At 71.0% G+C, this 23928-nt stretch carries 23 protein-coding genes and 2 tRNA genes; 15 read left to right on the top strand and 10 right to left on the bottom strand.

The annotated features are described in order from the left end of the window. Positions 1 to 24: 24 nt before the first annotated feature. The 5 genes from AB0H43_RS20785 to AB0H43_RS20765 form a co-directional block, all read right to left on the bottom strand. Positions 25 to 447: an ester cyclase gene (locus tag AB0H43_RS20785; RefSeq protein ID WP_360001301.1), complete on the bottom strand. Its 423-nt coding sequence runs from the start codon at positions 445 to 447 to the stop codon at positions 25 to 27. A 119-nt stretch (positions 448 to 566) separates the two neighbouring features. After that, a complete protein-coding gene (locus AB0H43_RS20780; protein WP_360001299.1) occupies positions 567 to 1400 on the bottom strand; it encodes a maleylpyruvate isomerase N-terminal domain-containing protein in 834 nt (277 codons plus the stop codon). Positions 1401 to 1439: 39 nt separating this feature from the next. Beyond that, a complete protein-coding gene (locus AB0H43_RS20775) occupies positions 1440 to 2111 on the bottom strand; it encodes a 4'-phosphopantetheinyl transferase superfamily protein (protein ID WP_360001298.1) in 672 nt (223 codons plus the stop codon). Then, entirely contained in the window at positions 2108 to 2986 is an 879-nt protein-coding gene (locus AB0H43_RS20770; RefSeq protein WP_360001296.1) for a metallophosphoesterase, read from the bottom strand. The genes AB0H43_RS20775 and AB0H43_RS20770 overlap by 4 nt, the downstream gene beginning before the upstream one ends. Beyond that, entirely contained in the window at positions 2983 to 3378 is a 396-nt protein-coding gene (locus AB0H43_RS20765) for a DUF4383 domain-containing protein (RefSeq protein WP_360001294.1), read from the bottom strand. The genes AB0H43_RS20770 and AB0H43_RS20765 overlap by 4 nt, the downstream gene beginning before the upstream one ends. A 268-nt stretch (positions 3379 to 3646) precedes the next feature. Between AB0H43_RS20765 and AB0H43_RS20760 the strand changes: the two genes are divergently transcribed. The 11 genes from AB0H43_RS20760 to AB0H43_RS20710 all read left to right on the top strand — a co-directional run bounded on the left by AB0H43_RS20760 (position 3647) and on the right by AB0H43_RS20710 (position 13280). Beyond that, positions 3647 to 4474, top strand: coding sequence for a carbon-nitrogen hydrolase family protein (locus tag AB0H43_RS20760; RefSeq protein ID WP_360001293.1), 828 nt, complete (start codon positions 3647 to 3649; stop codon positions 4472 to 4474). A 110-nt stretch (positions 4475 to 4584) separates the two neighbouring features. Beyond that, a complete protein-coding gene (locus AB0H43_RS20755; protein ID WP_360001291.1) occupies positions 4585 to 4902 on the top strand; it encodes a PadR family transcriptional regulator in 318 nt (105 codons plus the stop codon). Continuing rightward, entirely contained in the window at positions 4899 to 5558 is a 660-nt protein-coding gene (locus tag AB0H43_RS20750) for a hypothetical protein (RefSeq protein WP_360001289.1), read from the top strand. Before AB0H43_RS20755 ends, AB0H43_RS20750 begins: the two co-directional genes overlap by 4 nt. Positions 5559 to 5763: 205 nt before the next feature. After that, the gene (locus AB0H43_RS20745) at positions 5764 to 6711 is read left to right on the top strand and encodes a hypothetical protein (RefSeq protein ID WP_360001287.1); all 948 of its coding nucleotides are present in this window, start codon (positions 5764 to 5766) and stop codon (positions 6709 to 6711) included. 16 nt (positions 6712 to 6727) lie between these two features. Further along, positions 6728 to 6802, top strand: a tRNA-Arg gene (locus AB0H43_RS20740). A 30-nt stretch (positions 6803 to 6832) separates the two neighbouring features. After that, the gene (locus tag AB0H43_RS20735) at positions 6833 to 8359 is read left to right on the top strand and encodes an ankyrin repeat domain-containing protein (protein ID WP_360001285.1); all 1527 of its coding nucleotides are present in this window, start codon (positions 6833 to 6835) and stop codon (positions 8357 to 8359) included. Positions 8360 to 8379: 20 nt separating this feature from the next. Further along, positions 8380 to 8452, top strand: a tRNA-Ser gene (locus tag AB0H43_RS20730). Between the two features lie 43 nt (positions 8453 to 8495). Beyond that, positions 8496 to 9641: a gala protein gene (locus AB0H43_RS20725; protein ID WP_360001283.1), complete on the top strand. Its 1146-nt coding sequence runs from the start codon at positions 8496 to 8498 to the stop codon at positions 9639 to 9641. Then, entirely contained in the window at positions 9638 to 10807 is a 1170-nt protein-coding gene (locus tag AB0H43_RS20720; RefSeq protein ID WP_360001281.1) for an AAA family ATPase, read from the top strand. The genes AB0H43_RS20725 and AB0H43_RS20720 overlap by 4 nt, the downstream gene beginning before the upstream one ends. Then, a complete protein-coding gene (locus AB0H43_RS20715; protein WP_360001279.1) occupies positions 10807 to 11997 on the top strand; it encodes a VWA-like domain-containing protein in 1191 nt (396 codons plus the stop codon). The genes AB0H43_RS20720 and AB0H43_RS20715 overlap by 1 nt, the downstream gene beginning before the upstream one ends. 89 nt (positions 11998 to 12086) lie before the next feature. Then, positions 12087 to 13280, top strand: a complete 1194-nt coding sequence (locus AB0H43_RS20710; RefSeq protein WP_360001277.1) for a PP2C family protein-serine/threonine phosphatase — start codon at positions 12087 to 12089, stop codon at positions 13278 to 13280. A 317-nt stretch (positions 13281 to 13597) separates the two neighbouring features. Here AB0H43_RS20710 and AB0H43_RS20705 read toward each other — a convergent pair whose 3' ends face one another. Both AB0H43_RS20705 and AB0H43_RS20700 read right to left on the bottom strand, forming a co-directional pair. Then, a complete protein-coding gene (locus tag AB0H43_RS20705; RefSeq protein WP_360001275.1) occupies positions 13598 to 14857 on the bottom strand; it encodes a hypothetical protein in 1260 nt (419 codons plus the stop codon). A gap of 113 nt (positions 14858 to 14970) precedes the next feature. After that, positions 14971 to 15711 (bottom strand): sigma 54 modulation/S30EA ribosomal C-terminal domain-containing protein, encoded by a 741-nt coding sequence (locus AB0H43_RS20700; RefSeq protein WP_360001273.1) that lies wholly within the window; start codon positions 15709 to 15711, stop codon positions 14971 to 14973. A gap of 249 nt (positions 15712 to 15960) precedes the next feature. Between AB0H43_RS20700 and AB0H43_RS20695 the strand changes: the two genes are divergently transcribed. Together AB0H43_RS20695 and AB0H43_RS20690 are read left to right on the top strand one after the other, a co-directional pair. Then, on the top strand, positions 15961 to 16311 hold the full coding sequence (locus tag AB0H43_RS20695; protein WP_360001271.1) for a YciI family protein: 351 nt from the start codon (positions 15961 to 15963) through the stop codon (positions 16309 to 16311). Positions 16312 to 16355: 44 nt separating this feature from the next. Then, the gene (locus AB0H43_RS20690) at positions 16356 to 17537 is read left to right on the top strand and encodes a sigma-70 family RNA polymerase sigma factor (RefSeq protein WP_360001680.1); all 1182 of its coding nucleotides are present in this window, start codon (positions 16356 to 16358) and stop codon (positions 17535 to 17537) included. 130 nt (positions 17538 to 17667) lie between these two features. Here the strand turns inward: AB0H43_RS20690 and AB0H43_RS20685 are convergent, their stop codons facing one another. After that, positions 17668 to 18546: an alpha/beta hydrolase gene (locus AB0H43_RS20685; RefSeq protein WP_360001269.1), complete on the bottom strand. Its 879-nt coding sequence runs from the start codon at positions 18544 to 18546 to the stop codon at positions 17668 to 17670. Between the two features lie 55 nt (positions 18547 to 18601). Between AB0H43_RS20685 and AB0H43_RS20680 the strand changes: the two genes are divergently transcribed. After that, on the top strand, positions 18602 to 19210 hold the full coding sequence (locus AB0H43_RS20680; protein WP_360001267.1) for a TetR/AcrR family transcriptional regulator: 609 nt from the start codon (positions 18602 to 18604) through the stop codon (positions 19208 to 19210). 43 nt (positions 19211 to 19253) lie between these two features. Here the strand turns inward: AB0H43_RS20680 and AB0H43_RS20675 are convergent, their stop codons facing one another. Then, positions 19254 to 20516 carry a vanadium-dependent haloperoxidase gene (locus tag AB0H43_RS20675; protein WP_360001265.1) on the bottom strand — a complete coding sequence of 421 codons (1263 nt, stop codon included), beginning with the start codon at positions 20514 to 20516 and terminating at the stop codon, positions 19254 to 19256. 93 nt (positions 20517 to 20609) lie between these two features. On the opposite strand from AB0H43_RS20675, the gene AB0H43_RS20670 reads away from it, so the two are divergent. Beyond that, on the top strand, positions 20610 to 21086 hold the full coding sequence (locus AB0H43_RS20670; RefSeq protein WP_360001264.1) for a hypothetical protein: 477 nt from the start codon (positions 20610 to 20612) through the stop codon (positions 21084 to 21086). On the opposite strand, the gene AB0H43_RS20665 is transcribed toward AB0H43_RS20670, so the two are convergent. Beyond that, positions 21083 to 23851, bottom strand: a complete 2769-nt coding sequence (locus AB0H43_RS20665) for a BTAD domain-containing putative transcriptional regulator (RefSeq protein ID WP_360001262.1) — start codon at positions 23849 to 23851, stop codon at positions 21083 to 21085. The genes AB0H43_RS20670 and AB0H43_RS20665 overlap by 4 nt on opposite strands. Positions 23852 to 23928 lie beyond the last annotated feature (77 nt).

Raw genomic sequence — 23928 nt, 5'->3', positions numbered from 1 at the left:
CCCGCGGCCCGGCAGGCGTCCGGATCAGTGCCCGCCGGGGGCGGGCACGAACCCGAGCTGCTGAAGCATCCCGAACTGGTCGACGACGCCCCAGTGCTCCTTGACCTGACCGCCGTCCACCCGGACGATGTGCATCTCCTCCCAGGTGGCGGCCTTGTTCGCCGGCGGCATGCCGAAGAACTCGCCGGTCATCGTGCCCGACAGCCGCACGTGCCCGATGTGCTTGTCGTCGGAGTCGAACTTGTGCACCACGTCGAGGTTCAGGTCGGGGAACGCCTGGTGCAGTTGCGAGCAGAACAGGCGGAACCCGTCCCGGCCGGTGGGCATGCCGGGCGGCTGCGGCAGGTGCTCCACGAAGTCGCTGGCGAACAACTCGTCGATCAGGTCCAGCTTGCCGCCGCCGATGACGTCCGTCGCGACCGTGAGCCAGATGTCTTCGTTCGGCATGGTGATCCTCCTCCGGGGTTGGAAAACGACAACACCGGCGGGACGCACCCAGCGTCCTCACTCCGGCACCCTGGTCAACGGGTCAGCCGGAGGGGAGGCAACGGACAGATCCGCTCCAATCAGGACGGCATGTGCACATAGGTCAGGAACGGCAGCAGCAGCCAGGGCCGCCGGCCCCAGACCTGGATCTTCCCGGTGAGCGCGGCGCGTACCTTGGTGACCCGGCCGAACATGATCTGGTTGAGGGTCGCCGGATCGAAGCGCACGTGGACGTCGACGTCCCAGCCCGGATCCTCGATCGAGACCACGCCGTCGGTGACCACCATCGTGACCGGCTGCGAGTACTTCGACCGGAACTGCACGGCGACCCGGCCGCTGGGCGGGGCGATGCCGTTTTCCAGCAGGATCCCGTATCCCGTGCGGACGATGCCGATCATGAAGAGGTCGAAGAACAGCACCGCCTCCGCCGGCGGCACCGCCCACGGCGTACCGGTGGCGAGCGCGACGTCACGGCCGTGGATGTGGAACTCGTTCATCATGTGCGCGTGCACGGCGGCGATCGAGAGCCGGCTGCCGCCCAGCCACGCCACAGTGTCGGTCGGCGTGGCGTCGGCGGTCACCCGCAACAGCTCGTCCATCTCCGCTCGGATCTGCTTGAGCAGCACCGGGACATCGCGCGTCGCGAAGTCGCCCATCAGCGCGTCGTTGAGCCCGGCGACCGTGTCGACCGTGGTCGCGGCGATCAGCTCGGCCCGGTTCGGCTGCCGCCGCGCGACGTCGACCGCCATCCGCGACAGCGTCATCAGGTGCGCCACCGTGTCGGCGACCGACCAGTCTTTTGTGGCCATGGCCTGCGGCGGCACGGTGGCCGCGAGATCGAGGAAGCGTTGCCCCGCGGCGTCATAGGCGGCCCGGACCGCGCTCCATTGGCCGGGCGACACGATCGCACTCATGTATCGAATGTAGACAGACGGCGATGTCGCGCGGCGTCTTCAAAAGTGCGGAGTTGTCGCGTGTCCGCCGGCCACGACCGCGGTCAGCACCAGTCCACCCGCTACCATCCACCGCCCGCGTGGCCGCCCGTCCGCCCAGATCGCCCGGCTCGCCTCCCGCTCGGGCGCGGACACCGCCAGCTCCGCCGTGAACGCGCCGTCCGCGGTGAACCGCAGACTCGCCTGCCCGAAGTCCAGGAAGGTGCCGACGGCGGGGAACCACGCCTTGTAGACGCTCTCCTTCGCGCTGAACAACAACCGGTCCACGCACACGCCCGCGTACCGCGCGAGGTCCGCGCGTTCCGCTGAGGAGGACACCGCGTCCAGCACACCGGGGGCGAGCGGTTCGTTCGGCTCGGCGTCGATGCCGACAGCTGATACGCGGACAGCCCGAGCGACGACGGCGGCTCGATATCCGGCGCAGTGCGTCAGACTCCCCACGACGCCGTCCGGCCACAGCGGTTCGCCGCGGGGACCGGTGCCGATCGCGACCGGCGGGCAGCCGAGCCGGGCCAGCGCCTGCCGCGCACACCGCCGAGTCGTGACGAACTCCTGCCGCCTTCTCGGCACCGCTCGGGCCACGAGAGCGGCCTCGTCGGGATGCGGCTGGGCGACGGTGTCGACGACGGCTTCCACGGCGACGACGTCCGGCGGCAGAATCCGCTCGATCACGGCGTACGCGCGGGATGCGGCGCGAGCACGTCCCGGAGCAACCCGTGCGGGAGCCCCCGGACCTGCCACTCACGCGGATAGCCGAGCGACACCTCCTCGAAGGGCACGCCGTCGAACAGATCCCGGCGGGGAATGTGCAGATGGCCGTAGACGACGGCGCGTACGGGGAACCGCCGATGCCAGTCCGCCGTCCGCACGGTGCCGCACCATTGGGCGAACACCGGGTACCGCAGGACGTCGGTGGGCTGCCGCACCAGCGGGAAGTGGTTGACCAGGATCATCGGGGTGTCGTCGAGGGCGGCCAGCCGGCCTTCGGTCAGCCGGACCCGCTCGGCGCACCAGGCGGCGCGCCCGGCGTACGGCTCGGGATCGAGGAAGAACTCGTCGGAGCAGACCACCCCACTGGCGTACGCCGCGGCCAGTGCCTGCGCGGCGGTCGTGCCCTCCGGCCGGAACGTGTAGTCGTACAGCAGGAACAGCGGAACGATCCGGACCGGCCCGTCCTCGCCCTCGAAGATCGGGTACTCGTCCTCCGGCGTCACGACGCCCAGCGTCCGGCAGAGGTCGACGAGGAAGCGGTACCGCTGCTCGCCCCGCAGTTGCACGGGATCGTTCCTGCGGCACCACAACTCGTGGTTGCCCGGCACCCAGACGACCTTGGCGAACCGGCCGGCCAGCATCCCGAGCACCGCTTCGAGATCACTGGGCCGCTCGGCGACGTCTCCGGCGACCAGCAGCCAGTCCTCGTCGGACGACGGCCGCAGCTGCCGCACCAGTGCCCAGTTCTCGGCGTACCCGACGTGCAGATCGCTCACCGCGAGCAGCCTCGCCCGCGGGCCGGCGGTCGCCCACCGGCCCACGGCAGGGGTGGTCACCCGCGGACCGCGACGGGCACGCGGGGTGCGTCGCGCAGCGCGAATGCGAGGGTGAACAGGAAGAGCGCGAAGAACGTGTGCAAGGCGTTGTCGGCGACGTTGACGTCCATCAGGCCGAACACGTGATCGCCGGAGATCCAGCCGATGATCGCGGCGAGCCCGAAGATCGTGCCCGTCGTGACCAGTACGCCCCGCGTACTGCGGGCGAGCAGACCGAACAGGATCAGCGCGGCGGCCATGGCGTAGTGCAGCACCTCCAGGCCCGGGCCGACCTGGAAGATGCCGAACAGCAGCTTGGTGCCGTCGCGGACGACGGAGGTGCCCGGAATGAAGTTCAGCGTCGTCACGATGGCCATGACGACGCCGAACAGCAGCGTCTGCTTCCTTTGCATGAGAGGTCAGCCTTTCGTCGGCGCCGATGAAGTCCCCAACAATTGTCGATGAATCGGGACCTTCGCGGCCGCCGCCGACGAGGCACGTTGGGAGTTGAAACAGCAGCTAGGAGACCTTTCCTCACAGTTCGCCGGGTGGCGTCGAGGGACACCCGGCCCGCCCCGTTGGACCACGGAGTCGTCAGCGTCGGTCGGCCGCCCGGTGCACGGGGAGAAACCGAACCGCCGAACCGGATCGCGCGCCCAGCGAGCGTGGCAGGATTCCGGGATGACGTTGCGGATCGCCACGACTCAACCCGCCGGCAGCGCCGACCCGCGCGCGAACGGTCGCCTGGCCCGCGAGCTGATGCGCGCCGCCGCCGCGGAGGGGGTCCGGCTGATCCACTTCCCCGAGGGTTTCCTGTCCGGGTACGCCAAGGAGCAGATCGCCGACTGGGACGACGTCGACTGGCCGATGGCTCAGGAGGAGGTCGGCGAGGTCGCAGCGCTGGCGGCGGAGCTGCGAATGTGGGTGGTGCTGGGCTCGGCGCACCCGCTGACCGCCCCGCATCGGCCGCACAACAGCCTCTACGTGATCTCGGACGAGGGACGCGTCGTCGCCCGGTATGACAAGCGCTTCTGCTCGAACACCGAGATCACCCGGTTCTACAGTCCCGGGTTCGAGCCGGTGGTGTTCGACGTCGACGGCTACCGGTTCGGGTGCATGATCTGCGTGGAGATCAACTTTCCGCACCTGTTCTCGGAGTACGAGCGCCTCGGGGTGGACTGCCTGCTGCTGTCGGCCTGGCCGGTCGACTCGATCTTCCAGATCAAGGCGCAGGCGTACGCCGCGATCAACAATTACTGGCTGAGCCTGTCCGTTCCGGGGCAGAGCGCCGATCTGATGCGCTCGGCGATCTACGGTCCCGACGGCGGCCACCTCGTCTCGGTGGCGTCGGCGGACGTGCCCGCCGTCGTGACGCTGGATCGCGACGCTCCGGCGGTCGAGATGGCGATGAAGCGCGCTCGACCGTGGCGCGCCGAGGCCAACCGCGGCGAGATCTACCGCAGCCGGCGCGTCGACGATCCGCGCAGCGCCGACCAGACCTGCGTCTAGCCGGCTGCCGGTCCACACGCACAGCGTGAACGCCGCCGTTGCGTTCGCGGACAGCCGGGTCCTAGTATTACGTCGCACGATATAACGCCCGACGTAATGAGGTGACTTCGGTGACGGAGTTGAGCGGCCTCGGACGGTTCGCCGACCCGGCGGTCCTCATCCTGACCAGCCTGGCGGAAGGGCCGAAGCACGGCTACGCGCTGATCCAGGACGTCGCCGAGTTCGCCGGGATCACCTTGGGGCCGGGCACCCTCTACGGCGCATTGAGCCGGCTGGAGCACCGTGGACTGATCCAGGGGCTGCCCGCCGAGGATCGCCGACGGCCATACCGCATCACGACTGACGGCGCGGCCGCGCTGAAGGCGTACCTGGAGCATGCCCAGTCCGTGGCTCGCCGCGGGTTGCGGCGGTTGGAGGCATACGCGTGATCCGGCTGCTGCTGCGTTTGTATCCCCGCCGATGGCGCGACCGCTACGGCGCCGAACTCGGCGATCTGGTCACGCAGTTGGTGGCCGACGGACGGCCGCGCCATCGGATCGTGGCCGACCTCGTCCGGGGCGCCGCCGACGCGCACCTGCACTCTGGAGTCGCCATGCTGCGTTCGTATCGGTTCGCGGCCGGTATCGGCATGCTCTACGGTCTGGCCGTCGGCGCAATCCTCGCCGTCGTCTTCTACCTCAGCAACATCACCTTCGCCACGACGAAGGACACCGACGGGCTCAACGTGCTGGTCGGCTGGCTCGCCGTCCTGGGGGTCCTCGGCCTGGCCGGTTGGCAGGCGGGTCGCCGCCCAAGTGGCCGGTACGCGCCCCTCGTCGCGGGCGCGCTGGCCGGGCTGCTCGTCGGAGCGTCGATCGTCGCGACGTTCGCCGTGCTGGACACCGTCTACGTCGACATCATCGGCCGGCAGGAGCAGAAGATCGCCGCGCTGGCTGCGGCCGGTGGCGACGACATGCGGACATTCCTGCACCGCCAGGTCGTGCAGATGGCGTACGGGCTGATCCCCGCACTGACCGTCATCGGCGCGGGCCTGGGCGCGGTCGGCGGCCTCCTCGCCCGAAGCGCCATGCCCATCCGCCGATGAGCAGCAGCGGGATCGACCACCCGGCGATGGCGACCGCAGTGAGCCGCCGGTTCGGCGCCCTGCGGATCGTCGCCGCGCCACCGGACGGGTGGGCGCATCTCGTTCCCTGAAGCGCAGGGACGTACGGCACACGACGAGATCCCCATGTCACAGCCGCGCTCCCGGCGGCGTCGAATGGACGAAACGCCAGGAGACGGAGGGGCGCATGACGAAGTATGCCGGTTACGTGGCCGCCACGGCGGCGACTGTCTATATAGGTCTCAAAGCGCTCTGGATCGCGGGGTGGCCGGTCGGCGTGGCCGATTTCGGCTCGGTGACCAGCGCCCAGTGGCGTACCGACAATGTGGTGACCGGCGCGATCGGCGTCGTGGGGCTGCTCGCCGGGCTGGCCGCCGTCCGGCCTTGGGGGCGCCGCCTGCCGGCCTGGATGGTCGGGGTGCCCATGTGGGTCGGTGTCGGACTGCTCGCCCCGTTCGTGGTGGTGATCCCGCTGGCGGGCATCTTCTGGGCGGCGGGCTGGTGGGAACCGTCGGCGACGCAGTCCGCCTCGACCGATCCGACGCTGCGACCTTGGGTCTACGGCGTCGTCTACGGCAGCTTCATCGTGCTGGGCATCGCCCTTGCCGTCGCGTGGACGCGGGAGGCGTACCGCCGCTTCGGGCCGGTGCTCCGCGGACCGATCACCTCGCCGCGCGGGGCGACTTTCGGCGTGCAGGTGCCGCTGGCCTGGGGTGCGGCTTGCCTGGCGGCAGGCCTGGCCCTGGTGCGGCTGGCCTGGCTGCTGGACCTCGGTCCGGGCCTGCTGCCGGGCGGGCGTTCGGCGTTCCTGCGCCTGCAGGACGCCGTCAGCGCAGCGCAATTCCTGCTCGCCGCGGGCGGTGTGCTCGTGGCGGTGCATCGGCGGGGTGCGCGGCCGTTCGTGGTCCCGCTGGCGGCGGCGTGGCTCGGCGCCGGGGGCATGCTCGGCGCGAGTGTCCTCGACCTGCCCGGGATCATGGCCGGCGATCGGTGGGCACCGGCCGGTCAAAGCTTCAGCGGGTACGCGACGAGTGTGGTGGTCGCGCTGGTAGCCGGTGGGGTGATCAGTCTGGTGATGGCATTCCTGTTGGCCGAGCGGGCGGCGGTCGCGACGATCGGGTCCCGTGTCCACTGAGGTATGCTCCCGCGCGGCAGGCTGTAGCGCAGAGGTCGTCGCGCCACTTCGCGAAATTGGAGGACGCCGGTTCGAATCCGGCCGGTCTGCCACCTCAAGTCCGGAAAGGGTGGGCTCGGCCGTGATCGCGTCCCTGCGTGACGATCTGCCGCAGTGGCGCCGCATCCGGTCGCTCACGGTGTCGCCGGAGCTCATCTCGGCGGCGACGGCGGCCCGCGAGGCCGGCGACTGGCGGGCGGCCGCGGCGGCGGCCCGGATCGACGTCGACATCGACCTCGACGCCGTACGCCAGAAGTTCGGCGCGGAGGCGTCGGCCGCGTTGGAAGCCGATCTGAGTCATCTCGCGCCGGACCTGCTGTGGTGGCATCTGCCCCGGCACCGGGCCGGGATGACGACTGTGCTGGCCCGGCAGACGCTCGTTCTCCCGCCGGAGGAGAACGCGACCCAGGGACCGCACCTTCGGGTGTCGACGCCGCTGGCTCCGTTCGGCCCGCAGCGGCTGAAGTTGTCCGTGGGGTCCTTCGAGGATCTGGAGTTCGAGCGCTGGGTCGTGATGCCCCGCTACACCTGGGATGTGCGTCGCAGCGGTGAGCTGGCCGCCGCGTGGGGAGTCGGCGACCCGGCCACCCCGGAGATCTACCGGCTGCTCGCGGTGGGGGCGTACGCCGAAGCGTGGCAACACTGTGGGATCGCGATCGAGTCGGACGAGGGGTTACAGCCGCGTCCGACGCTGCCCACGTGTCCGATCGGCGTGGCCCGCGAGGTGCTGGACGTCGCCCGCGCGTTCGGCGTGGAGAAGGTCGGCGCGCTGCACTCGTCCCCGCTGATGTTCACCGTCGACGACGACACCATCACGGGCGCTGCGGCGGAGTTCTACGACCTCTACGAGGTGCCGAGCGTGGTCGTGCAGCCGGTCCCGGCCGATCTCGCCCTGCTCGACGCCGGCCTGCTGACACCGGAGGACCTTCACCCTCTGGTACGCGCAGCGCTGCCGAATCTCGCCACTCCTTCGAATGTGACGACCGCCCCTTCGAATGTGATGACCGCGTCTCGCGTCGGCGAGCCCGATCCGGTACGCGTCCGCTGCCGGGGCGGGTGGCACCTCGTCTCCGTCGAAAGTGGAGCGTTGCGGCTGCACGACCACTCCGACGAGGAGGTGCAGCGCGAATCGGTGCTGCGATCGCTCGGCGGCGCGTCGGCCGGGTGCTTCGCGGTACGCCAGACGTGGCTCACCGGCGCGGGTCGGCTGCCGAAGGCGCTGGCCCGGCAGGCCAGGGTGGTACGCGAACGCGCACTCGCCGGTGACACCGACTGGCTCGTCGGCGGGCTGCGTACGGGGGCGATCGATCCACTGATGCGCGACCCGGCCGGCTGGTCCCTGCTGCACCTGGCGATGCTGGTCGACCACGACCGACTGCTGCCGCTGCTCGACGCCGCCGGGCTGCCGGTCGACGCGCAGGACCGCACTGGGCGTACGCCGCTCTACCTGGCCATCATGGGCGGCGCACGCCGGGAGTTCATTCAGGCGCTGCTCGATCGCGGGGCGGACCCGTCGATCGAGACGGTTCACGGCGCGGATTCCTACACGGCGACGTGGCGGGGCAGCGGCTGGGTCCGCGACATGCTCCCCAAGCAGGGCCGCGGCTGATCTACACTTTCGCGCGAGGCGGGGCCGTAGCGCAGAAGTCGTCGCGCACCACTGCTCATGGTGAAGACGCCGGTGCGAATCCGGCCGGTCCCGTCTCCCACTGAGCGGGCCGCCCACGAAGCGAAGGGGTTCGTGCATGGAAGCCGAAGGCACACCGACGCCGGTGCGCTGCCCGGTCATCACCGACCCGACTCGGCAGCTGGCCGACCCCGGCGACTTCGTCGCGCTGCTCGACCGGCTGGGCCGGCCGTCCGGGGCGACCGCGGTCGAGGTGTTCCCGCGCGGGACGATCCAGCCCGACGGTCGCCTCGACCTGTGCAAGCAAGGCGTCGGACCAGTGCTGGCCGCACGGCTCGCGGAGGCGGCCGCCGGATCCGGGGTCGTCCGTCATCTCCTGCTGGGGACCAACAATCTCGGCGCGCAGGGGGCTCAGGCGGTGGCCGACGCCCTGCGACCCGGCCATCATCTGCGCACGTTGTACCTTGGCTGCAACCGGATCGACGCCGACGCGGTCGCACCACTGGCCGATCGGCTCGCCACCGACGACACCGTGCGGGCGCTGTGGCTCAAACGCAATCCGATCGGGGACGAGGGCGTCGCCCGCATCTGCTCGGCGCTGGCGGTCAACACGACGCTGCGTACGCTGGACCTGGTCAACGTGGGCCTGAGCGTCGACGGGCTGCGGCACCTGACGGCGACGCTCGTCCAGCGGTCCGTCCAGCTGGATCGGCTGTTCCTGGGCGGCAACGGGCTGACGGCCGACGCCGCGCCTCTGCTGGCCGCTCTCGTCCGCGACGCCGGGATTCACGAGCTGTATCTCGCCTGCAACCACCTCGGCGACGCCGGAGCGCGGACTCTCGCGGAGGCAGCCGACGGCCTCCCGATGACGATGGGCTTGGGCGGCAACGGGCTCACCCCGGCCGGCGCTGCGGCGCTCGCGGGGCACCTGAGCGCTTGGCGGGTGCTGGATCTGGGCCGGCCACCGTCCGAACGCGCCCTGCTCGCGGTGCCGAACGAGGTCGGCGACGCCGGTGCGGCCGCCCTCGCGGAGGCGTTGCCCGCCGCCACCCTGCGGCGGCTCGACCTGCGGCGTACCGGGATAGGCGGGCGCGGAGCGCGGCTGCTGGTCGCGGCGGCCGAGAACCATCCGACCCTCGCGTACCTCGGGCTACGTGGTGGTGTCCCGCGGCGCATGCGGCGCCAGGTCGCCGCGGAGCTTCCGGGCCGCGACACGATCGAGATCCCCGAGGATGTACGCGCGATTGCGAGCATGTACCGATGACCGATGTGCTCGGCGCGGCCGACGCGCTGCTCGACGCGGTACGCGCCTGGCGTACGGAGCCGGTGCGGGATCCGAAGGTGGAGGCGCTCGCCCTGGCGGTGACGGCGAATCTGCCGGTGTTGCTGTGGGGCGAGCCGGGCATCGGCAAGTCCGCGACGCTGCGGCACCTGGCGGACAGCCTGGGTACGCCACTGGAGACGGTCATCGCCAGCGTCCATGAGCCGAGCGACTTCGCCGGGCTCCCGATCGTCGGCGACGATCCGGCGACCACGGGGGTGCCGATGGCGCCACCCGACTGGGCGGTACGCGTCGCCCGGCGCGGCGGCGGCCTGGTGTTCTTCGACGAGTTGTCGTCGGCGCCGCCGGCTGTGCAGGCCGCTCTGCTGCGCGTGGTGCTGGAACGGCACGTCGGCAGCCTCGAGCTGCCCGCCGCGACCCGCATCGTCGCCGCGGCGAATCCACCGGCCAGCGCCGCCGACGGCTGGCATCTGAGCCCGCCGCTGGCGAACCGGTTCGTCCATCTTCAGTGGACACACGACGCCGCGGTCGTCGCCCGCGGATTGGCCGGGACGTGGCCCGCTATCGAAGTGCCGCTGGTGGACGCGTCGCGTACCGGGACGGCGATCGCCAAGGCGAGGGGCACGGTCGCCGGTTTCCTGACCGCCCGGCCCGGTCTGGCCCATCATCTGCCCACCGACGCGGAGGGTCGCGGCGGCGCGTGGCCGTCCCCGCGCACCTGGGAGATGGTGCTCCGGCTGCTGGCCGTGCACCACTGCGCGAACGCCTCGGCCGACGCGCTCGCCCTCGCGGTCTGCGGGGCGATCGGCGACGGCCCCGGGCTGGAGTTCACGACGTATCTGTCCGAACTGGACCTGCCTGATCCCGAGCGGGTGCTGGCCAACCCGGACGCCTTCGTGCTGCCCGACCGAGGCGACCGCCAACTGGCCTGCCTCACCGCCGTCGTCTCGGCCGTTCAAGGCACCACCACGCGTATGCGCTGGGAAGCGGCCTGGGTGGTGCTGGCGCAGGCGGTGAAGGCGGGAGTGCCCGACGTGGCCGCGCGGGCGGCGATGGACCTGGCCGCCTTGCGCGACACGGACTGGCCGGTGCCCGCCACGGTGGACGCGTTCGTGGACGTGCTGCGCCTGTCGGGCCGCCTGGCCTGATGACCGAGTCCGAGCCGGACCGCAAGCTGGACCGCACGAAGCTGCTCGCGGCCCGGTTCCGGGCGGCCACCGATCGGCCCTACCTGGCCAGTGCCCTCTACAGCCTGACCGTGGTGGAGTCGCAGACGGTGCCGACGATGGCCGTCGACAGGCATTGGCGCTGCTACGTGTCGGCGGAGTTCGTCGACCGGCTGCCGGTCGCCCAGCTCGCCGCCGTCTGGCTGCACGAGGTCGCGCACCTGCTGCGGGATCATCACGGCCGGGCGAGTCTGCTGCCGCCGGGGCAACGGCGGGATCACCATCGGGTCAACGTCGCGCAGGACGCCGAGATCAACGACGATCTGCTCGCCGACGGCCAACCGCTGCCGGAGGAGCGTGTGGACCCGGCCCGGCTGGGGCTGCCGACCGGGCTGCTCTTCGAACAGTACCTGCCGCTGTTGCCCGCCCACATTCATTCGCATGACTGCGGGTCGGCCGCGCACGGCGTCGCCCGCCCGTGGGACCTGCCCGGCAGCGACGCCGGATCGGTCAGCGACGTCGAATCCCAGGCGTTGCGCCGGTCCACTGCCGCCGCGATCCGGCAGGCCGCCCGTGGCCGGGGCTCGGTTCCCGACGGCTGGGTGCGGTGGGCCGACGGCGTACTGGAGCCGGTGGTCGACTGGCGGCGGGCGTTGACCGGTGCGATCCGGGAAGCCGCGGCGTGGGCGGCGGGCGCGGTCGACTACACGTATCAGCGGCCGTCCCGCCGGTCGGCCGCGCTGCGCGGGGTCGTGCTCCCCCGCCTGCGGCAGCCGGTGCCCCGAGTCGCCGTGGTCGTCGACACCTCCGGCTCCATGGACTCCGAGGCACTCGCGACGGCGCTGGCCGAGATCGGCGGCGTCCTGCGGGCGGTGGGGATCGGCGGCAACCGGGTCACCGTGTTGTCCTGCGACGCGGCGGTGCACGTGGCGCGCCGGGTCAGCACCGTCGGCGAAGTGGTGCTCGCCGGCGGCGGGGGCACCGACATGCGCATCGGAATCGACGCCGCCATCGCGGTCCCCGATCCGCCCGCGTTCGTGATCGTCCTCTCTGACGGTTACACACCCTGGCCGGACGAGCAGCTCGTCCGCACTCGGGTGATCGCGGGCGTCATCGGCGAGGGCGCGCCCGAGCCGCCCCCGTGGATCACCACGATCCACATCCCGGCCTGACCCGGGCGTTTCGTGCCGGCGCAGGTCCGGTGGCATGCGGAGCGGCGGTCCTGGGTAAGACGGCCCTCTTTCCCAGGGAGGCGGGACGGATGTTGGAGTCACGCGCCGAGCAGTGGCACGCCGCCATAGTCGACCTGCTCAAAGAGGTGAACCTGAGTCAGCCGGACGAGCTGCCGCATTTGGTGCGGGCGGTGACCGCCCAGCTCGCCAAGGACGTTCGGATCTACCTGGTCGACTATGAACAGGAGACCCTGCGCGAACTCACCGCTACGGCGACCGGCGACGAGCAGCCGGTCCAGCACAGCACGGCCGGGGAGGCGTACCGGGTGGGCAAGGTCGTCGCCGACCCGTCCGACCCGGGTCTGCTGTGGGTGCCGCTCGTGGACAGCACCGAACGGCTCGGCGTCCTGCGGGTCGCGGCGGAACCGGAGTCGGGCGTCTTCGAGGGCGAGGAGCCCGACATCCAGTTCGCCCATCTCCTCGGGCACCTGGTCGCCGCCAAGATGCCCTACGGCGACCGGCTGCACCGCGTACGCAGCAGTCAGGCGATGACGATGGCCTCGGTGTTGCTAAGGCAACTGCTGCCACCCTCGACGTTCACCAGTGATCGGCTCGTGCTCGCCGCCGCCATGCAGCCCGCGTACGCGGTTGGCGGCGACTGCTTCGACTACGCGGTCGACGGCGACCTCGCCCGCATCGTGGTGCTCGACGGAGCCGGGCACGGCATGACGGCGGGGCTGAGCGTCGCGGTCGCGTTGTCCGCGATCCGGGCGGCTCGCCGCAACGGCGGCGGATTCGGCGAGATGACCGAGCAGGCGGACGCCCAGCTGGCCGAGGAGTTCACCAACAGCCAGTACGTCACCGGCGTCCTAGCCGATCTCAATCTGGTCACCGGGGTCCTTCGCTATGTCAGTTGCGGGCATCCCGAGCCGGTCGTGCTCCCCGCGTCCGGCGGCGCGGTGCCGCTCACCGCCGCCCGGCGTCCGCCGCTGGGGATCCCGGACCAGGTCGAGTCGGCCGAGCACCAGCTGTTCCCCGGTGACCGGCTGCTGCTCTACACGGACGGCATCGTGGAGAGCCGCGCCGCCGACGGCACACTCTTCGGCGTCGAACGGCTGGTCGGCACCGCCCAGGAGCTGATCGCCGCCGGGCAGACGAGCCCGGAGATCGCCCGTCTGCTCACCCGCGCCGTCATGGAACATCACCATGGACCGCCGGCCGACGACGCCACCGTGCTGCTCGCGGAATGGTCGACCACCGCCGCCGAGGAGGCCCTCCCGTAGGGCGGTCGTCCGGCGCCGTCCGATCAGCGCCGGCTCGACCTCCTGATCCACGGCAGGTCGGCCGGGCGGCCGGCCACGCCGATGTGCGTACGGCGGAACTGGTCTCGCTCGGCCTCGTCGATCAGCGCCCGCGCGAGATCGGGATACGTGATGCTCGCGGTCAGGTCGCCCGGCTTGATCTGGTACGCCCCGACGGGCTCGCCGGCGACGTCGAAGTTCCCCGAAGGGCTGACCGCGACCCAGTCGAGGCCGGGACGAGATCCTCGACGCCCGCGATCCCGTCGAGGCCTAGCCCGGCGGGATCGCGGGACACGTCGTCAGGCCGCCGACACGACGATCGTGCCGTTGGCCTGGCGTACGCACTTCACCGAGTGCGCGGTCGCGGAGTAGGCCCCCGCAAGGCACTGACCGAGGACGGCGTGGCCGGCCACGTTCGGGTGCCACGACTCCTGGCACGTCTGGAAGTACGTGATGCACGTGTCGGCGTACCGCTTGATGTCGAGCTTGTCCTTGCCGGACAGGCTGGTGATCGGCACACCGGTCGGCCCGTCCTGTACGCGTACCGGCGTGGCCAACGCCGTGGCCGGGTTGGTGGAGACCTCGCAGAGCCGCGCTCCGTCGAAGGCCTGCTGGACGTTCAGGTAGACCAGGTCGTCGGCCGGGAACTCGGCCGCGAGCGTCGTGTAGGCGGTCTTGACGATGGTGCCGAGGTTCGCCGAGAACTGGTGGCCCGGGCCGAGGCTGGCGCGGTGGATCGGGCAGCCGGCCGCATAGCGGGCGGCGCCCAGTTCGCGGAACTTGTCCCGGTCGTCCTCGCGGCCGTCCGCACTGATCAGGCTCGGCATCACGTCGAAGGGCAGCGGGTTGGTGTAGTCCTGCAGCACGATCCGGTGCTGATGGTCGGCGTCCACCTGGTCGAGCACGGTCAGCAGTTGCCGCAGCGCGGTGATCGTCTCGGCGGTGGCGCTGGTCACCTGGGCGGCGGTGGCCAGATCGTCGGAGGTGCACGGGTCCTGCTCGATCGGCCCGTTGATGTACGCCCAGAACTCCCACCAGCCGGTCCACGCGTCGGCGATGAACCGGTTGGCGCACTTGCTGGCGACGTCGCCGAAGCTGAACGAGCTGTTGTTCGAGCCGAGTCCGATGAGGATGAGGTCGATGTCGTTGTTCTGCGCGACCGCGCGGACCTGGTCGATCTGCGAGGCGACCGAGCGGCCCTTGTCGCGGGTGGCCGACGCGCTGGTGATGTCGTACGGGCGACCACCCGAGCAGGCCAGGTTGAAGCGGGTCTGGATGCCGGGCAGCGCGGCCTGGAAGATCGACGCGTTCGGCGACCGGTGGCAGAAGTAGGCGTTCGAGTTGGCGGCCGACCAGCCGGGGAAGCCTTGGGACACACCGTTGACGTCGACGACGTTGGAGTAGTTGCCCGCGCCTTCGCCGCTGACGAAGCTGTCGCCCATCACGACAGCGGCGGTGGGCAGGGCGTCGAGTTCGAGGGCGGGCGCGGCCATTGCGCGGGCCGGCAAGGTGGCGAGGAGAAGTGCGGCGGCCAACGCCGCCCGGCGAAGGATTGACACAGAGACATCTCCAATGGGGACGGGGGCCCACATCGAATCATGAAGAATCTTCACCGTCAATGATTCTCGCTGACCACGCGAGATCCGTTAATGGCATTCTGCGGCTGGGGCGACTACACGCTCCCGATCGGCGCGACGAGTCCCAGCTGCCCGTCGTAGCGCCGATAGAGCAGGTTGCCTCGCCCAGTCTCCTGGTCGGTGTAGAACACGAAGGGCAGCCAGCCGTCAGCCAGCCGGGCCGCAGCCTGTCCGACCGTCATCACGGATGTCTTGCGAGGATTGACCGTCAGCGGCAACGCCGACGGCAGCGACGGCGGCCGCATCGTCCGCTGCCGCGCCAAGCACAAGCCGGTCGGCCCCGACCGGTACACGACCGCGTCCTCGCCGGTCTCCGCATCGGTGTAGAGGTAGACGTCGTAGTCCATCGCGCTCAGCGTCGATGCCGCCTGGCATGGCCTTCCGATGTGCAGCCGGACATTCTTGACCCGGGCGACCGACCCACCACCCGGCAGGCCGAGCGCGCGCCGCTCGGGATCGGGCCACGGCCACTGCTCCCACGCCGTCGCCAACCGATGAACCTGGCGATCCAGCCGCGCGGCCGCAGCGGAGATCGCCTCGACGATCGTCCGCCCCGGCACCTGTATGCGCGCCGGCGCGCCATGAACCCGCAGGTTCACCTGGACCAGTCCGGGTCCGCCCGCGCATCGGCCGCCGGTCACCCGGAGCCGCGCGTGGTCCGTCACGCCGGCGTGGTGGGCCAGCACCGCACCGATCATCGCCTCGGCGCAGTCTCGCTCGTCGCCGGTGACGAGGCCGTCGACGCGCACCGCCGACGTGGTGACCGACCCCGACATGTGGACCTCCCGCTCGCCCGACGCTGTTCGGCGATCAGCCTGCAGCGGACGCCACGGTCGCGGCAGGGCACAAGGACCCGATTCGCGCGGCCGACAGTCCCGCTTACTCGCAGGTCGCGGGATACTGAGCACACGAGCTCGCAAGGTGGCGACATTCCGGGAAGAATCTGCCCGGCCGCCTGTCGATTTCGCGGAGCCTGTTCGACGTATAGGCGTACCGATCGACAGCCGAGCAGGAAGGCACCCATCATGGCTCAGTACGCAGTTCTCATCTACGCCGGTGACTCCGCCCACGGGCCGGACTCGACCCCGCAGGACACCGCGCCGCACGACCGGCACGCCGAGGAGCTGGAGCGCTCCGGTGCTCTGCTGGCGGCGTACGCCCTGACCCCGAGGGAGCTCGCAACCTCGGTACGCGGCGACGCGATCACCGACGGCCCGTTCGTCGAGGCGAAGGAGATCGTCGCCGGTTTCTACATCCTCGAGGCGCCCGATCTCGACGCGGCGCTGGCGATCGCCAAGCTCAACCCGGCCTGCCAACTCGGCGGCGGCGTCGAGGTACGCCCGGTCGCCGGCGGCGGGCCGGTCGAGCGTCGGTGATCGAGGAGGCGGTCGCCGAGGCACACCGTCGCGGCTGGGCACTCGTGCTCGCCGCGACGGCGCGGTTGACGAACGACCTGGACCTGGCCGAGGAGTGCGTGCAGGAGGCGTACGCCGCAGCGCTGGAGAGCTGGGCCCGCGACGGCGTCCCGGCCAATCCGGAGGCGTGGCTGACGACCACGGCCCGGCGGCGAGCGCTGGACGCGATCCGGCGGGAACGCACCCTGCGGTCGAAGCTTCCGCTGCTGGCGGCGTCCGAGGAGACCGTCGAGGACACCGTGATGGACAATCTGCCGGCCGAAGACCACGACGACGAAGTGCCCGACGAACGACTGCGGCTCATCTTCACCTGTTGCCACCCGGCCCTCGCGCAAGAGGCCCAGGTGGCGTTGACTCTGCGGCTGGTCTGCGGCATCCCCACGCCGGACGTGGCGCGCGCCTTCCTCGTCTCGGAACCGACGATGGCGGCCCGGATCACGCGCGCGAAGAAGAAGATCTCGGGCGCTCGCATTCCTTATCGCGTACCACATGGGGCTGAATTGCCCGATCGCCTGCGGGGCGTGCTCGCGGTCATCCACCTGCTGTTCACGACCGGGCACACCGCGCCGTCGGGCGCGGAGCTGGTCCGCACGGACCTCGTGGATCGCGCGCTGCACCTCGCGCGGATGCTGCGCGAGCTGATGCCCGACGAGCCCGAGGTGGCCGGCCTGCTCGCATTGCTGCTGGTCACCGATGCCCGGCGAGCGACCCGCGTGGATGCGGCGGGCCGTCTGATCCGCCTGCCGGACCAGGATCGCGCATTGTGGGATCGCGCCGCGATGGCCGAGGCGCACGAGCTGATCGTGGCCGGGCTCCGCGCAGGACGTATCGGACGCTATGTGCTGCAGGCCGCGATCGCCGCCTTGTACGCCGAAGCACCATCGTACGCGGAGACCGATTGGCCGCAGATCGTGCAGCTCTACGACAAATTGCTGGAGATCTGGCCCTCGCCGGTCGTGGCGCTGAACCGGGCAGTGCCGCTGGCCATGGTCGCCGGGCCGGAGGTCGCGCTCGCCGAGATCTCCCAGCTGGACCTGCCCGGGTACCACTACCTGCCCGCGGTCAAGGCCGACCTGCTGCGGCGGCTCGGCCGCGAGGCCGAGGCTCGGGATGCCTACACCCAGGCCCTGGCGCTCACCACGAACGAGGCAGAGCGCGCTTTCCTCGCCGAGCAGCTATCCTCTTGATCATCGCGTCAGCCATGCTGCTTCGCGCGGCGAATTGTCCGTTGAAACAGCATGGCTGACGCAATGATCACGCCACGCGGGGAGCGCCACGCGGGGAGCGCCACGCGGGGAGCGCCAAGCGGGGAGCGTGTCAGGGCGTGCCGGTGGAGGAAAGCGTCACGAGGCCCAGGGCGCGCTCCACAACCAGCGAAGGATGGCTTACCGGCAGGTCGTGCCCCGTGTCCGGCACGATCTCCACGGAGAAGTCGCTCAGCGCCTGCAGCCGCCGCGCGACCGAGGCCGCGTCATAGAGCTGGCTGCGCTCGCCCAGCAGAACGAGCGCGGGCGTGGAACAACCTCGCAGTTCGTCGTCGGTCAACGCGGGCGGGACGGGCAGCCGTCGCCGGAACCCCATCGTCGCGCGAGCCAGCCCCATGAGGTCGTCGTCGAGCAGCGTCGCGTTCCGCAGCCACCGGGCGGCTCGGTGGCGTACGGGTCTCGGGGTCAAGCCGGCCAGTCCGCCCAGGATCACCCAGGCGAGGAACCGGCTGCCGACTTTTCCGAAGCCGGCCGGGTCCAGCAGCGTCATCGTCGCCACGCGCTCCGGATGGCGCAACGCGAGCTGCAGCGCGGTCCAGCCACCGTAGGAGCAGCCGATCAGGTGCGCCTGTGTGACGCCCACCTCGGCGAACACTTCGCTCAGCCAGTCGGTGATGTCGCTGGAGTTCTCGATGGACCTGTCCTGATGTGAGCCGCCCGGCTCGCCCACCGGGTCCACGGCCAGCACCTGGCGATCGCGTCCGAGGTCCGCCACGTATCGGTGCCACATCAGAGAGTTGCCGCCCGCGCCCGGCAGCAACACCACGGGTATGCCGCCAGCCGGTCCGTACTGGTGAACCCGCGTCGGACCGAACGTCGTGGGGACGTCGGCCACGGTCCAGCCGGCCGGCCAGCAGCGCTCCATCGCCTGCTCGTATGCCGAGAGGAACTTGTCGCGGGCGTGATCACCGGTGAAGGTGCTGATTCCCATGGCGCGCCTCCCTAGTTTTGATGATACGACTGTATCACGAAGGTAGGCTGATCGGATGCCGAAGCGAGTGGACCACGACGTACGCCGTCGCGAGATCGGCGAGGCGCTGCTGCGTATCGCGGCCTCCCGAGGACTTCAGGCGGCGAGCATGCGTGAGGTGGCCGCCGAGGCAGGCGTGTCGCTGCGCCTCGTGCAGTACTACTTCCACAGCAAGACCGAGCTTTTGCTCGGGGCGATGGCGTACCTGGGCGAGCAGCTGTCGGCCCGGGTCGAACGGCACATCCGCGCTCGGGGTCTGCCGCCCACTCCACAATCGACGGTCTACGGAACGCTGCTGGCGATCCTGCCCACCGACGACGAGGGTCGCCGGCTGACGCGAACCTACGCGGCCTACTACACGCTCGTCCTCGCGGAGCCGGCGTTGGGCGCCGAGCACGGCGGCACTTATCCGGACGCGCTGGAACGGTTCCTGACCCGGCACCTGCAGAGTGCCCAAGAGCAGGGCGAGGTCGATCGGGACCTGGACGCTCCGACGATCGCCGCCGGGCTGCTGGCGCTCACCAACGGGCTCGGCTCCAGCGTGCTCGGCGGCCAACGCGACGGCCAGGCGGCCGAGGCGATTCTGACGTATCACCTCGATCGTCTGTTCACCGCACAGCGCTAGCAGTGATCATCACGCCAGCCACGGACGACTGATCCCGCCGCGCTCACCTGCGCGGCTTGAAGTACCGCCCCGCCGCCATGTACGCGAACACCGACAGGCCGATCCGCACACCCTGGTTGTCGGCGGACCGGAAGTGGACGCCGCCCCAGACACGCGCCTCGACGACCTCGGCCAACGCCTGCGAGAAGCTGCCGTAGTGCCGGGTCGCATCGGCCGCCGGGCTGTAGGCGCTGAAGGGGATGTCGTCGCGGTGGAAGAAGTACGCGAGCGTCGTCATCGAGGCCGAGGTGAAGCAGGTGTGGCCGGACGTGTACTCGGGGAACGCCGGCGTGACCAGCAGCGGCATCCAGGTCGGGTCGCCCACGGTCGCCGGGTTGCCGTCGGTGTCGGCGAGCTGAATCGCGGTCACCGGCCGCCAGAAGCTCCAGTACTCCTTCTCGTTGTAGCAGGCGATCAGCGCGTCGGCCTCGGTCATGTCGACCATGGCGAACATGCGCGCGGCCTGCAAGGTGCTCAGCCCTTGGCCGACGGCGATCTGGCGCTTGATCTCCCACTCGGCGAGATGCCGGTCGTGCCACCAGATCGCGGCCTCGGTCTGGTCGGCCGTGCGCACGGTGCTGGTGGCCCCGCCGATCCGCTTCACCTCGTTGACGTCGCGAGCGTAGGCCGCGCTGGTGAGCACGGGCGGCCCGGAGGTACGGAACATCGACGCGCTGGGCAGGAGGAACGGCTTGACGTGCCCGGTCCACGCGCCGGCCGAGGCGTACGTCGGGGGCGTCGGCCGCCACCGGCCGGGCTGCGTGCCGACGATCCACGTCTGAGCACCGAACGCGCCGTCGTTCTGCCGATCCGCGATCATCGCGGCCGCGGCCTGCGTACCCACCGAGATGCCGCCTTGCTTCGCGGCACCGTCGGGAATCGCGGCCAAGGCGTCGTCGTACTGCGCCAGCAGGCGGGCCTGCTGCGCAGGGAACAACGAGAGGAGCATCTGGTACGCAGCGGTCGCCACCGCCGCTTCGGCCGACTCCGTGCCGTCGGCGGCCGGTGCGACGAGATACGGCTGGTACGGCTTCCCTGCGATGGCGTTCACCGCGTCGTAGACGGCCCCGTGCACCATCGCGAAGCTGCGGGCCTGTTCGTTCGGCTGTTGCTGGGCGACGTCCCAGATGGCCTGCTGGGCGTTGGCGTCCCAGACGACGACCGGATTGACGGCAGCCGCCTCGGCGGCCGGCGCTCGAAGCACCACTGTGGACGTAAGTACGAGCGCTGCGGTGACAGCGACGCGCAGAAGCGTACGCCTGGCCATGAATCCTCCCCGTCCGGATTTCGATGAGCTTGCCGCTCACCATCGAACCATCTGCACCCCTAGATCACCACGGCCAGGCAGTAGATTACCGGGATGACGAGTACGCCCCGGGAGGCGGAAGCCCGCATCGGTCCGATCGGCGCACTGCTCTGCCGACTGCTGTTCCTGGCGATCTGTCTGCCAGGCCCCATCCTGCTCGCCGCCGACGTGTCACAGGGCCGCCAGCTGTCGGGAAAGGACTTCTGGGGCCCGCTCGCCGGCGGTGTGCTGACGACGATCGTCGGCGTCGGCTTCGGCCTGTTCGGCTGGCATATCGTGAACCGCTCCCGCCGCGACGCCCGTCAGCTGACCGCCGCCGGTGTCGCCGCGACGGCGGAGATCCTGACCGTGGCGAACCATCTGGGTGGCGAGGACCCGGAACTGATGCTCCGCCTGCGGATCAGCGGCCCCGGGTTCGAAACCTTCGAAGCCGAGACGACCCACGCGACCGACTCGGCCCTCGTGCCCGGCGCGCTGCTGTCCGCCCGGGTGGACCCGGCCGACCGCCTCTTCGCCATCACCTACGCCTAGCCGACGGGGAGGGCGGCGGCGATGATCTCGGTGGCCTGAACACGGCTGAGCTGCGCGCCCTGTGCCACGAGTTCCCGCAGGACAGCGGGTGGCAGCGCGTCGCGGACGGCGGCGGCTTCGCGTGGGCCGTCGATCGGGTCCATCAGTTCGGGCGAGAAGCCGATGTGGCCGCCGAGCGTCTGGACGGCCCCGAGGAGCAGCGCGCCCGGCTCGGGACGGCCGCTGTGGGCGAAGGCGGCGGCCGTCGTGTGCGCCAGGACCAGCCACGCGGTGAGGTCCAGGTCCGCCTCCAACGGGCCGACGATGTCGGCCACCATGGCCAGCGCGGCTTCCGGCTCGCCCGCGTCGATCGCGGACTTCATCGCGGTCCAGGCCGCGGAGCCGGTCGCCCATCGATGGCCGCAGGCTTCGCCGATCTTGATCGCGGTGGCGAGGTCGGCGCGCGCTCGCGCGGGGTCGCCGCGCAGGCGGTGGACATTGCCCAGGATCATCAGGCATTCCGTCTGCAGCCACGGTACGCGGAGTGCCCGCGCACCTCGCTCGGCCATCACGGCGTGGGCGTACGCGGTGTCGAGGTCGCCGAGGAGGGCGCGGAAGTGCCCGAGGTGCATCACCGCATACGTGGTGGTGAGCCGGTCGCGGGCGCGGCGGGCCGCTTCGTGCGCCTGTTCGGCGGCGCTGATGGCGGTCGCCGCGTCGCCCCGCAGGTAACTCAGTCCGGCGACCGCGAGCAGCGCCCGCGCGCGCAACGAGTCGGGCGCGTCGCGGGCCAGGTCGAGCGCCGACTGCAACCAGGTGAGGCCTTCGGTGATGTAGCCGCGCCGGTACCAGAACCAGTGCAGGGCGGCCGCGATGCGCAGTGCGGTGCGACCGTCGCCGTCGAGCAGGGCCGAGGTGAGCGCCGCTCGGGCTTCGGCTTGATCGGATTCCAGCCGGCGGATCTCGGCGTACGCCTCGAAGCCACGCAGACCGGATTCCGCGGCCTCGACCCAGCCGGTGACCCAGACCCGATGCCGTGCCGCGAGCTCGGCGGTGTCGCTTGTGGAGAGCTTGGCGGCGGCGAACGCGCGCAGCGCGGTGAGCATGCGGTAGCGGCGTGGCCCGGCGCCGTATTCGACGCGCAGCAGTGATTTCCGCACGAGCGCCGCCACCGACGGCAGCGCGTCGGGGGTGGCGGTGACCTGGGCGGCCGCGTCGAGGTCGAAGCGTCCGGCGAACGTGCTGAGCCGTTCGAAGAGGGCTTGTTCGGCGGGCGGCAGCAGGTCGTAGCTCCAGGCGATGGCGTGGCCGAGGTCGCGATGACGCGGGGCGCGGTCCGGTTCCGTGACCGGCGTCGGCCCGGGGAGCCCGGCGGCGATCTGGCTGAGCGACAGCACCCGGCATTGGGCCGCGGCCAGCTCGATCGCCAGCGGGAGCCCGTCGAGCTGCCCGCAGATCCGGTCGATGAGCGCCGACTCGTCCGCGTCGGGCGTCCAACCGGGCAGGACGTTGGCGGCGCGGTCGGTGAAGAGCCGGTGCGCGTCGGTGGTCATCGGCGGCAGGTCGACGATGACTTCGCCGATGATGCCCAGCGCTTCGCGGCTGGTGGCCAGGATCCGCACGCCGGGACATCGGGTCAGGATCTGGGCGCACCAGTCGCGGACCGCGTCGACGAGGTGCTCGCAGTTGTCGAGCACGAGCAAGGTCTGCCGCGCGGCGAGCAGGTGGGTCAGCGCTTCGACGGGTACGCCCAGCGTCCGGGCGATCTGCGCGGCCACGAGGTCGGGCTGCCGCAGGTCGGCGAGGTCGACGAACCAGGGGCCGTCCGGGCCGGGGCGGCGGTGGGCGGTCTCGATCGCCAGCCGGGTCTTGCCGATGCCGGCCGGGCCGGTGACGGTGACGAGCCGGGCGGTGGCGAGCGCGCGCTCGGTGGCGGCGAGGTCGTCCGCACGGCCGATGAAGGAGGACACCGGATGCGGCAGGTGCGGAATCGTTTCCGGTGAGGCCACGGAAGCGGGCGCGAGCTGCGAGTCGTGCCGCAGGATCGCCGTACGCAGATCGCGCAGCACCGGGCTCGCGTCGAGCCCGAAGCTGTCCGCGAGGAGGTCCTCAGCGGTACGCAGAACGTCGAGCGCGTCGGTCTGCCGCCCGGCCCGGTAGAGGGCGAGAGCGTAGAGCCGCCAGCCGCGTTCGGCGAGCGGCTGCTCGGCGGCGTACGCGTGCAGGTCGCCCAGCACTTCGTTGTGCCGCCCGAGGTCGATCAGCGCCTCGAAGCGGTCGAGCGTCACGGTGTCGTGCGCCTGCTCGAGCCGGCGGATCTCCGCGTCCAGGAAACCGAAGCCGTCCAAGTCCCCGTACGCCGGGCCGCGCCACAACGCGAGCGCCTCGTCGAACGCGGCCAGTGCGGGACCGCAGTCACCGTCGCGCAGCAGCCGGGCGCCGTCGGCGGCCAGCCGGGCGAACTCGGCACTGTCGACGCCGGCGGCGTCCACCCGCAGGGCGTACCCGTTGCCTTCGGTGGTCAGCACGCGGGCGGCGGTTCGAATCCGCCGGCCCGGTTCGAGGACCCGCCGCAGTTCGGCGATGTACGCGTGCAGTGTGGTCAGCGACGGAGCGGTCTCCCCGTCCCACACGTCATCGATGATGCGTCCGGTGGAGACCGAGCGGGGCCGCGCCAGCAGCAGGCTGGCCAGGACGGCCCGCTGTTTGGGGCCGCCCAGGGGAACCTCGGCGCCGTCGACACGGGCGCTGAGGCTGCCGAGGACTCGAATCTCAACTGTGGACATGGGAAGGGAAAGTACGGCCTGGGACCCGGTTCGTTCCATCGCTTTCGTTGCATCGTCGAGAAATCGACAGCCCCAGC

Source organism: Hamadaea sp. NPDC050747, assembly GCF_040654195.1.
Taxonomy (GTDB): Bacteria; Actinomycetota; Actinomycetes; order Mycobacteriales; family Micromonosporaceae; genus Hamadaea.
Note: the sequence above shows the minus strand (reverse complement) of the source record. Positions and strands in the feature narration are given on the sequence as shown.

Excerpts from the sequence above, each read along its gene's own strand:
- AB0H43_RS20720 (WP_360001281.1), top strand. The coding sequence starts at position 9,638 with ATGACCGATGTGCTCGGCGCGGCCGACGCGCTGCTCGACGCGGTACGC.
- AB0H43_RS20685 (WP_360001269.1), bottom strand. The coding sequence starts at position 18,546 with ATGGGAATCAGCACCTTCACCGGTGATCACGCCCGCGACAAGTTCCTC.
- AB0H43_RS20745 (WP_360001287.1), top strand. The coding sequence starts at position 5,764 with ATGACGAAGTATGCCGGTTACGTGGCCGCCACGGCGGCGACTGTCTAT.
- AB0H43_RS20700 (WP_360001273.1), bottom strand. The coding sequence starts at position 15,711 with ATGTCGGGGTCGGTCACCACGTCGGCGGTGCGCGTCGACGGCCTCGTC.
- AB0H43_RS20695 (WP_360001271.1), top strand. The coding sequence starts at position 15,961 with ATGGCTCAGTACGCAGTTCTCATCTACGCCGGTGACTCCGCCCACGGG.
- AB0H43_RS20680 (WP_360001267.1), top strand. The coding sequence starts at position 18,602 with ATGCCGAAGCGAGTGGACCACGACGTACGCCGTCGCGAGATCGGCGAG.
- AB0H43_RS20785 (WP_360001301.1), bottom strand. The coding sequence starts at position 447 with ATGCCGAACGAAGACATCTGGCTCACGGTCGCGACGGACGTCATCGGC.
- AB0H43_RS20765 (WP_360001294.1), bottom strand. The coding sequence starts at position 3,378 with ATGCAAAGGAAGCAGACGCTGCTGTTCGGCGTCGTCATGGCCATCGTG.
- AB0H43_RS20665 (WP_360001262.1), bottom strand. The coding sequence starts at position 23,851 with ATGTCCACAGTTGAGATTCGAGTCCTCGGCAGCCTCAGCGCCCGTGTC.
- AB0H43_RS20670 (WP_360001264.1), top strand. The coding sequence starts at position 20,610 with ATGACGAGTACGCCCCGGGAGGCGGAAGCCCGCATCGGTCCGATCGGC.
- AB0H43_RS20725 (WP_360001283.1), top strand. The coding sequence starts at position 8,496 with ATGGAAGCCGAAGGCACACCGACGCCGGTGCGCTGCCCGGTCATCACC.
- AB0H43_RS20715 (WP_360001279.1), top strand. The coding sequence starts at position 10,807 with ATGACCGAGTCCGAGCCGGACCGCAAGCTGGACCGCACGAAGCTGCTC.
- AB0H43_RS20675 (WP_360001265.1), bottom strand. The coding sequence starts at position 20,516 with ATGGCCAGGCGTACGCTTCTGCGCGTCGCTGTCACCGCAGCGCTCGTA.
- AB0H43_RS20760 (WP_360001293.1), top strand. The coding sequence starts at position 3,647 with ATGACGTTGCGGATCGCCACGACTCAACCCGCCGGCAGCGCCGACCCG.
- AB0H43_RS20710 (WP_360001277.1), top strand. The coding sequence starts at position 12,087 with ATGTTGGAGTCACGCGCCGAGCAGTGGCACGCCGCCATAGTCGACCTG.
- AB0H43_RS20780 (WP_360001299.1), bottom strand. The coding sequence starts at position 1,400 with ATGAGTGCGATCGTGTCGCCCGGCCAATGGAGCGCGGTCCGGGCCGCC.